General features: G+C 65.9%; 3 protein-coding genes and 1 pseudogene. All 4 read right to left on the bottom strand.

Annotated elements, in window-relative coordinates; translation table 11 throughout:
- Positions 1-31 precede the first annotated feature (31 nt).
- Positions 32-529: a 5-(carboxyamino)imidazole ribonucleotide mutase gene (purE, locus tag EN994_RS26940; RefSeq protein WP_063169171.1), complete on the bottom strand. Its 498-nt coding sequence runs from the start codon at positions 527-529 to the stop codon at positions 32-34.
- 102 nt (positions 530-631) lie between these two features.
- The gene (locus tag EN994_RS26935; RefSeq protein ID WP_063169170.1) at positions 632-1,525 is read right to left on the bottom strand and encodes a ribokinase; all 894 of its coding nucleotides are present in this window, start codon (positions 1,523-1,525) and stop codon (positions 632-634) included.
- Positions 1,522-2,397 (bottom strand): MurR/RpiR family transcriptional regulator, encoded by an 876-nt coding sequence (locus EN994_RS26930; RefSeq protein ID WP_013529211.1) that lies wholly within the window; start codon positions 2,395-2,397, stop codon positions 1,522-1,524. The genes EN994_RS26935 and EN994_RS26930 overlap by 4 nt, the downstream gene beginning before the upstream one ends.
- Positions 2,394-2,494: pseudogene (locus EN994_RS36405) on the bottom strand (ribose ABC transporter permease); the annotation flags it as partial. The pseudogene EN994_RS36405 and the gene EN994_RS26930, both read right to left, overlap by 4 nt.

Raw genomic sequence — 2,494 nt, 5'->3', positions numbered from 1 at the left:
ATGATACCGATGGTCGATCCGGCGGGCAGGCTCACGGCGTATCCGTCGGTTCAGCCGCGACCTTGGCAGTCTGCGCGGCGCGCCAGGCATCCAGACGGACGGCAAGGCTGTCATCGTTCAGGGCCAGCACGGCGGCGGCCAAAAGGGCTGCGTTGGCGGCCCCAGCCTTGCCTATGGCCAGCGTTCCAACGGGAATGCCGGCTGGCATCTGGACGATGGACAGCAGCGAATCCTGCCCGGAAAGCGCTTTCGATTCCACCGGCACGCCGAACACCGGCAATGGCGTCATCGCCGCCGTCATGCCGGGCAGGTGTGCTGCACCGCCGGCGCCGGCGATGATCACCTGGTAACCGGCCGCCTTGGCGCCCTTGGCGAAATCATAGAGCCGGTCCGGTGTACGATGCGCGGAGATGATGAGCCGCTTGTGCGGGATGCCAAGTGCTTCCAGCGTTTCGGCGGCATGGCGCATCGTCGCCCAGTCGGACTGGCTGCCCATGATGATGGCGACGTCGGCGCGTTGATCGTCCAAGTCCGTGTTCCCCGGCGACAAAGGCGCGCCTTAGCGGAATTCGCGCGAGGCCGCAAGGATAGGCGGCCGCTGCTGCGGTCTGGCAAGACGGAAACCAGCCGGTCAGATGCCGTCGCGCTCGGCCTCTGGCGTCGAGACCAGCAAGGCCGAAGCCGCGTTGGCGGCGGTGATGGCCGCCCGCATGGTCTGCCCACGGGCAAGTCCCGCGGCCAGCGCGCCAACGAATTCATCGCCGGCGCCATGCGTGCTGGCGACCTTGACCGGGATGGCGGACAGCGCAAAGGCCTCGCCGCTCCGGTCGCAACAGGCGACGCCTTCGCCGCCCGCCGTGACGATCGCCACGGGATAGAGATCGGCCAATAGCCGTGCGGCTTGCGCGGCCCCGTCGAGTGTCTCGACCACTGCCGTGCCAGCCAGGAATTCCGCCTCGATGGCGTTGACCACCAATATGTCGACCAGGGCGATCAACTCCTCGGAGAGTTTGCGCGCGGGGGCCGCGTTGAGCACGACGCGGCTGCCCCGTGCCTTGACTGCGCGTGCGGCGGCAATGTTGGCGGCTTCCGGCACTTCGTTCTGCAGCAGGAGCACCGCCGTCTGTCCCACCACATCGGAAGCAGAGGCACTGTCGGCATGGCCCAGTGCCAGATTGCTGCCCGAGACGATCACCGCGCCATAGTCGCCGCCTTGGTCGAAGATCGCCACGCTCATGCCGGAGCCGGCGCCAGCGGCCACCCGCACGAAGCGGCGGTCGACCTTGGCGCGATCGAGATTGGCCAGCAACGCCCGCCCGAAATCATCGTCGCCGACGGCGCCGATCATCGCCGCATACACACCGGCTCGCGCCGCCGAGACGGCCTGGTTGCCGCCCTTGCCACCGCATTTGGGGTGCCAGGCATGGCCGGTCACCGTCTCGCCCTTGCGCGGGCGGTCGGGCGCGTCGACCATAATGTCGTAATGCAGGCTGCCGAACACGGTCACCAGCGGCGTTGTCGTCATGAGCCCCGGTCTTTTCGTTTCGATGTCACCGCCGACATAGTGCGGCCGAGATTTCGCTCCGCCGCCTGATAGTCGCGCTGCGCCACCGCGACGAACAACGCGTCGAGAATGTTGAGCTGGGCAATGCGGGCCGCTGCGTTCTCGCCCATCAGCGGCGAACCCTGCGCGGTCGAGCACAGAACGATATCGGCGACGGCGGCCAGGGGCGAGTTGTCGTAATTGGTGATGGCCAGCGTGCGGGCACCGTTCTTGCGGGCCAACTGAATGGCGTCGATAACGGCCGACGTGTTGCCCGAATGCGAGAAGCCGACGGCGATGTCGTCGCCGCCGAGCAGCGAGGCCGACATCAGCATCATGTGCGAATCGTCGTAGACGGATGCGCGGATGCCGATGCGCAGGAATTTGTGCGAAACGTCGCGCGCGATCTGCGCCGAGCCGCCGACGCCATAGAAATCCCGGTTCTTGGCACGGAAGAGCAGCTCGGCGGCGCGGTCGAAATCCTCGATGTCGAGGATCGCCAGCGTCTCCTCCAGCGCCTGGATGGAGGTGCGGAACACTTTTTGCACGATCTCGGCCGAACTGTCGTCGGATGACAGTTCCTGGTGCATCTCGGCGGTCGGCAGGCGACTGTACTCATAGACGGCGGTGCGGAAGTCGCGATAGCCGGAAAAGCCGAGCTTCTTGGCGATCTTGACCACCATCGCCTCGGACACGCCGGATTCCTCGGCGATCTGCTTCAGCGGAATGCTCTCGTCGAAGCCGCGCCGGCCGAAGACGGTTTCCACCACCTTCGCCTCCAGCGGAGTGAGATGCGGCATCATCATGCGGATGCGCGGTCCTACCGCTTTCAGGTCCAGCCCGCTCAAGGTCATCCACGCCCCCTCGTCACGCGATCGATAAGCATCGCGGCGAGGATTATAAGACCAGTTGCCAGAAGCTGATAGAAGGACTGGACGTTCATCAGCGTCA

This window comes from Mesorhizobium sp. M7A.F.Ca.CA.002.09.1.1 (assembly GCF_003998555.1).
Classification (GTDB): Bacteria; Pseudomonadota; Alphaproteobacteria; order Rhizobiales; family Rhizobiaceae; genus Mesorhizobium; species Mesorhizobium ciceri.
This window is presented reverse-complemented; position numbering and strand designations above follow the sequence as displayed.